This is a genomic window from Streptomyces sp. AK02-01A, from assembly GCF_033795305.1.
Classification (GTDB): domain Bacteria; phylum Actinomycetota; class Actinomycetes; order Streptomycetales; family Streptomycetaceae; genus Streptomyces.
In genome coordinates this window covers 61095-67440 of record NZ_JARBAE010000042.1, presented here as the reverse complement: position 1 = coordinate 67440, position 6346 = coordinate 61095, and the positions used below count along the sequence as shown (strand labels likewise).

General features: G+C 72.6%; 3 protein-coding genes. 1 reads left to right on the top strand and 2 read right to left on the bottom strand.

From position 1 onward, the window contains the following. Window positions 1-102: 102 nt before the first annotated feature. Complete coding sequence (locus PV679_RS29225; protein ID WP_319683503.1) at window positions 103-3216, top strand: sacsin N-terminal ATP-binding-like domain-containing protein; 3114 nt, start codon at window positions 103-105, stop codon at window positions 3214-3216. Between the two features lie 52 nt (window positions 3217-3268). Here PV679_RS29225 and PV679_RS29220 read toward each other — a convergent pair whose 3' ends face one another. Continuing rightward, window positions 3269-5698: an HAD-IC family P-type ATPase gene (locus tag PV679_RS29220; RefSeq protein WP_416069831.1), complete on the bottom strand. Its 2430-nt coding sequence runs from the start codon at window positions 5696-5698 to the stop codon at window positions 3269-3271. Between the two features lie 197 nt (window positions 5699-5895). Further along, complete coding sequence (locus tag PV679_RS29215; protein WP_319683501.1) at window positions 5896-6192, bottom strand: DUF2530 domain-containing protein; 297 nt, start codon at window positions 6190-6192, stop codon at window positions 5896-5898. Window positions 6193-6346: the final 154 nt, after the last annotated feature.

Sequence of the window (6346 nt, the reverse complement as noted above, 5' to 3'; positions counted from 1 at the left end):
GCCCCGCACCACGACACCCGCACCCCCCGCCGGACGGCGACCCGCGCGCGGTACCTTCGGCCGCACAGATAAAGCGGCAGGCGGACAGAGCGGAGTCACAGCGTGAGCGTCACGACGACCGAGGGGGCCGACCCGTTCGGAACGGCGCGCCTGCGACGTGGGGTGCTTGATGCGTGGGGCGCGGGCCCCGCGCGGTTCCGGGAGGACGCCAACGCCGAGGAGGATCTCGCGCTCGGCGGCTACCGCGACCGGCTCGTGGTGGAGCTGGCCCAGAACGCCGCCGACGCCGCCGCCCGCGCCGGAGTGTCCGGCCGGCTCCGGCTGACGCTGCGGCCGGGCAGCGCCGAAGGTCCCGCCGTACTGGCGGCCGCCAATACCGGTGCCTCGCTCGACGCGACCGGCGTCGAGTCGCTCAGCACCTTGCGCGCCTCCGCCAAGCGGGAGGGACATGAGGCCGCCGTCGGACGGTTCGGCGTCGGGTTCGCCGCGGTTCTCGCCGTCAGCGACGAGCCCGCCGTCATCGGGCGGCACGGCGGCGTCCGCTGGTCCCTCGCCGAGGCCCGCGAGCTGGCCCAGGGCGCCGCCCAGGCGAGCCCCGGACTCGGAGACGAGCTGCGGCGCCGGGAAGGGCACGTACCGCTGCTGCGGCTGCCGCTGCCGGCCGAGGGCACGCCTCCCGAGGGATACGACACCGTTGTCATGCTGCCGCTGCGCGACGGCACCGCGGCCGATCTTGTCGAGCGGCTGCTCGCCGGGATCGATGACGCGCTGCTGCTGACCCTCGCCGGGCTCACCGAGATCGTGATCGAAACCCCTGACGGGGAGCGGGTGTTGCGCCGGTCCCAGGACGGGCCGTACATCCATGTCGACGACAGCGCGGACGGCGGCGGGGGCCACCGCTGGCGGGTGGTCAGCCACCATGGCGCCACCGCGCCCGAGCTGCTCGAAGGACGTCCCGTCGAGGAGCGGCTGCGGCCGCACTGGTCCGTCACCTGGGCCGTGCCCGTGGACGGCGACGGCGCTCCGGCCCGTCCGCGTACCGCGCCCGTCGTGCACGCGCCGACCCCTACCGACGAGCCTCTCGGCGTGCCCGCGCTGCTGATCGCCTCGCTGCCGCTCGACACCACCCGCCGCCATCCCGCGCCGGGGCCGCTCACCGACTTCCTCGTCGAAAAGGCCGCGGACGCGTACGCCGAGCTGCTCGGCGGCTGGCAGCCCGTCTCCACCGGCACCATCGACCTGGTGCCGGGACCGCTCGGCAAGGGCGAGCTGGACGGACGGCTGCGGGCCGCGATCCTGGAGCGGCTGCCCAGGGTCGCCTTCCTCGCTCCGGCCGCGCCCAGCGAGGAGCTGACCGTGCTGCGGCCCTTCGAGGCGGAGGTCGTGGAGGGCGCGGGCGCCGACACCGTGCGCGTACTGGCCGAGGTGCTGCCGACGCTGCTGCCCGCCGGATTCGAGCGCCGCGCGGAGCTGCGCACGCTGGGCGTCGGCCGGCTGCCGCTCGGCGAGGCCATCGAGCGGATCGCGGGCGCGGAGCGGCCACCGGCCTGGTGGCGGCGGCTGTACGAATCGCTCGCCGGTGTCGATCCGGACCGGCTGTCCGGGCTGCCGGTGCCGCTGGCCAACGGCCGTACGACGATCGGGCCGCGCCAGGTCCTGCTGCCTCTGCCGGACACCGGGACACCGGCCGGTCTGGCCCGGCTCGGCCTGAAGGTCGCGCACCCGGAGGCCGCTCATCCGCTGCTGGAGAAGCTGGGCGCGCTGCCCGCCACACCGCGTGCCGTGCTGACGACTCCGCAGGTGCGCGCGGCGGTCGCCGCCTCGCTGGACGCGGGCGAGGTGTGGGACGAGGACGCGGCGCCGGACGCCGAGGAACTGGCCGAAACCGTCCTCGGGCTCGTACGCGACGCCGGACTGGAGGCGGGCGACGAACCATGGCTGGCGGCGCTCGCTCTGACCGACGAGGACGGCGAACTGGCGCCGGCCGGTGAACTCGTCCTGCCGGGAAGCCCGTTCGCCTCCGTCATGCGCGAGGACGAACTGGCGCTCTGCGACGCGGATCTGGCCGAGCGCTGGGGCGAGCAGCCGCTGGCGGCGTGCGGGGTCCTGGCGAATTTCGCGCTCGTACGCGCCACCGATGTCGTGCTGGATCCGGATGAACTGGAGCCTCGCGACGGCGACTTCGCGGAGCCCGACGACGCCGGTCTGCTCGACGCGGTCGATGTCTGGTGCGAGGACGTCCTCGACCGGCTGCCGGAGACACCGGTGCCGCCGGTCGCCACGGAGATCGTGGCCGTACGGGACCTGGATCTGGTGGACGACGACGCGTGGCCGCGGGCGCTGGCGCTGCTGGCCAGGCCGCCGCTGCGGGACGCGCTGACCCAGCCTGTGCGGGTGCTGCTGCCGGACGGCACGACGGAGGCCGTGCGTTCGTACACCGCGTGGTGGCTGCGTGACCATCCGGTGCTCGACGGGCGCCGGCCGGCCGGGCTGCGGGCCGCGGGCGGTGACCCGCTGCTGGCGGGACTGTACGACTCCGTGGACGCGACCGGCTTCGACGATGTGCAGGTGCTGCGCGCGCTCGGCGTACGGACATCGGTCGCCGCGCTCCTCGACGAGCCGGGCGGCGCGGCGGAGCTGCTCGGACGGCTCGCCGACCCCTCGCGGCCGGTGCGCGCGGGACAGCTTCACGCGCTCTACACGGCGCTCGCCGATCTCGACCCGGAACAGGTGACGCTGCCGGACGAGCTGCGCGCGGTCGTCGACGGTGAGGTCCGGGTCGTGGACGCGGCGGAAGCGGTGATCGCGGACGCGCCCGATCTGCTGACGCTGGCCGGCGGTCTGCCGCTGCTGCCGGTGTCGCCGGCGCGCGCGGCGGAGCTGTCGGAGCTGCTCCAGGTGCGCCGGCTGAGCGAGACGGTGGCCGCGGAGGTGACGACGACCGGCGAGGAGCACACCGTGCCGGAGTCGGTCCATGTCCTGCTGGGCGCGGGCACGCCCGAGGCGTATGTCGAGCACGAGGAGCTGCTCGCGGGCGGTGTGGAGCTGGACTGGCGCCGCACTCCGGACGGTGTCGTGCACGCGGCGACGCTGGAGGGCGTCGCGGCGGGCCTGGCCTGGGCGGCGGGCCAGTGGCCGCGGCGCTTCGAGGTGGCGGCGCTGCTGGAGGATCCGTCCCGGACGGAGGAGCTGGCCCGGGACCGCTGGTTCGACTGAGCCCTGTCGAGGAGGCCCGGCACATCACGCGATGTGCCGGGCCTCCGTCCGGCTACGCGGGGAACCGGCGGCCGACGTACTGCCAGCAGTACTCCAGCGCGGCCGACGCCGCCACGGCGACGGCCACCGCCGTCCACGGCATCGTCACACCGACCAGCTTCAGCGCGAAGAAGTGCTGGAGCGCCGGTACGGCGAGGACGACCAGGAACAGCGCCGCCATCGACAGGACCAGGCCGATCCGCCACCAGGTGTAGGGACGGGCGACGATCGCCAGCACCCACATGGAGACCAGGAACAGGGTGAGCGTCGCCGCGCTGGTCTCCGCGTTCAGCGCGTCGGCGCCGACGTAGTAGTGCCGGGCCAGCATGTAGGTGACGAAGGTGGCGACGCCGGCGATGACGCCCGACGGAATCGCGTAACGCATCACGCGGCGTACGAAGTTCGGCCGCGCGCGCTCGGTGTTCGGCGCCAGCGCCAGGAAGAACGCCGGGATGCCGATCGTCAGTGTGGACAGCAGCGTGAGATGGCGCGGCAGGAACGGATACTCCACCTGGAAGCAGGCCACCAGGATCGCCAGCAGCACCGAGTAGACCGTCTTCGTCAGGAAGAGCGTCGCGACCCGGGTGATGTTGCCGATGACCCGGCGGCCCTCCGCGACCACCGACGGCAGCGTGGCGAAGCTGTTGTTCAGCAGCACGATCTGCGCGACGGCCCGGGTCGCCTCCGAGCCCGAACCCATCGAGACACCGATGTCCGCGTCCTTCAGCGCCAGCACGTCGTTCACGCCGTCTCCGGTCATCGCGACCGTATGTCCGCGTGACTGGAGCGCGCCGACCATCTCGCGCTTCTGCTGCGGTGTGACCCGGCCGAAGACCGTCCCGGATTCGAGCGCCTCGGCCATCTCGTCGCGGTCGGTGGGCAGACGGCGCGCGTCGACGGTGTGCTCCGCGCCCGCCAGACCGAGCTTGCCGGCCACCGCGCCGACGGAGACCGCGTTGTCGCCGGAGATGACCTTGGCGGCGACGTTCTGCTCGGCGAAGTAGCGCAGGGTGTCGGCGGCGTCCGGCCGCAGCCGCTGCTCCAGGACCACCAGCGCGGTCGCGCTCGCTCCGGCCGCCGCGTCGGAGGCGTCCAGTTCGCCGGCGGCGCGGGCCAGCAGCAGCACCCGCAGGCCCTGTCTGTTCAGCCGGTCGGTCTCCTGGAGCGCGGGATCGCCCTCGGGCAGCAGGACATCGGGTGCGCCCAGCAGCCAGCCGGAGGAGCGTTTCGCGGCGCCGTCCTCGCTGTCGCCTCCTGGCTCGGTGAAGGCGGCGCCGCTGTATTTACGGGCGGAGGAGAACGGCAGCGCCGCCGTGACGGGCCAGTCCGCGCGGTCGTCGTGATAGGCGTCGATGATCGCCCGGAGGCTGGCGTTCGGGCGCGGTTCCGACGCGCCGATCGCGCCGAGGACGCGCCGTACGTACTTCTCGTCCGCGCCTCCCAGTGGCCGCAGCTCACGGATGTCCATGCCGCCCTCGGTGAGCGTGCCGGTCTTGTCCAGACAGACGACGTCGACGCGCGCCAGTCCTTCGATGGCGGGCAGTTCCTGGACCAGGCAGTGCTGTCCCGCGAGCCGGATGACTCCGATCGCGAAGGCGACGGAGGTGAGCAGCACCAGCCCTTCGGGGATCATCGGGACGATGCCGCCGACGGTCCTGGCGAGCGAGTCCTTGAAGTTGCTCTGATGGACGACGAGCTGGCTGATGATCAGTCCGATCGCGGTCGGGATCATCATCCAGGTCACATATTTGAGGATGGTGCTTATCCCGTTGCGCAGCTCGGAGTCGACGAGCGTGAAGCGGGACGCCTCCTCGGCGAGCTGCGCCGCATAGGCTTCGCGGCCGACCTTGGTGGCCCGGAACGCGCCGCCGCCGACGACCACGAAGCTGCCGGACATCACGGAATCGCCGGGATGTTTCAGTACGGGATCGGCCTCGCCGGTGAGCAGTGACTCGTCGACTTCGAGGCTGTCGGCCTCGACCACCTCGCCGTCCACGACGACCTTGTCACCGGGGCCGAGCTCGACGAGATCTCCGAGCACGATCCCGGAGGTGGAGATCTCGGCGGCGACGCCGTCGCGCCGGACGGTCGGCTTGGCCTCGCCGATGACCGCGAGGCCGTCGAGGGTTCTCTTGGCGCGCAGTTCCTGGACGATGCCGATACCGGTATTGGCGATGATCACGAACCCGAAGAGCGTGTCCTGGATCGGTGCGACAAAGAACATGATCACCCAGAGCACGCCGATGATCGCGTTGAAGCGGGTGAAGACATTGGCGCGGATGATCTCGGTGAGGGAGCGGCTGCTGCGTACCGGGACGTCGTTGACCTCGCCGCGGGCGACATGCTCCGCCACCTCGGCGGCGGTCAGACCGGTGTGCCGGCCGGCGGGCCGTGGTGGCTTCATGGGATGTACGGGGTCGAGCTCGGCGCCCGCGTCGATCATGGGACCGGGTCCACCGCGGCCATGCGGTTCCGGGCCGTCGGTGTCGGTCTTCGCCCACTGCGTCATGGTTCCGACGGTACGACCCGCCGCACCGCTTTACCCGCCGACCGTCCGGTGGATCGGACCCTGGGACGAGCGGTCCCTGTCCGGGCCGGTGCGCCGCTCCGGGACGGACCCGGAGTTTTGCCGGGGTCCCGTCAGACGGAGGAGCCGCCGGACGTTCCTTCGGGCGGGTTCGCGCCGGCCGCCGCGCGCTTGAGAGCCGCGTCACGTCCGCGTACGTACCAGATGCCGATGATGCCGAGCCCGCCGCCGGCCAGACAGCTCCAGATCCACCAGGCGTGTCCGTGGTCGGCGTACCAGCCGTAGAACGGGAGCTGTACGAGGAAGAGGACGAACCAGATGATCGTGCCGCCCGTGATGGTGGCGACGACCGGCCCCTCCAGGGGCTCGGGCGCCTCCCGCTGCGGAGATCTGGTCGAGGAACCGGTCATGGGCTCAGTCTATGCGGGGCTTCGCGTGGTGCCGCGAGGGTGCCGACAGCGCTCTGTGCGGGCGGTGCGCGGCGGTGCGCGGGTGCTCTGCGGGCAGGCGGCGCAAGGGTCTACGCGCGAAGATAGCGATCTTCGCGCGATGTATTCATACTGA

Bases quoted from the DNA above. Each gene is read 5' to 3' on its own strand.
- PV679_RS29220 (WP_416069831.1), bottom strand. From the start codon at position 5,698: ATGATCGACGCGGGCGCCGAGCTCGACCCCGTACATCCCATGAAGCCA.
- PV679_RS29215 (WP_319683501.1), bottom strand. From the start codon at position 6,192: ATGACCGGTTCCTCGACCAGATCTCCGCAGCGGGAGGCGCCCGAGCCC.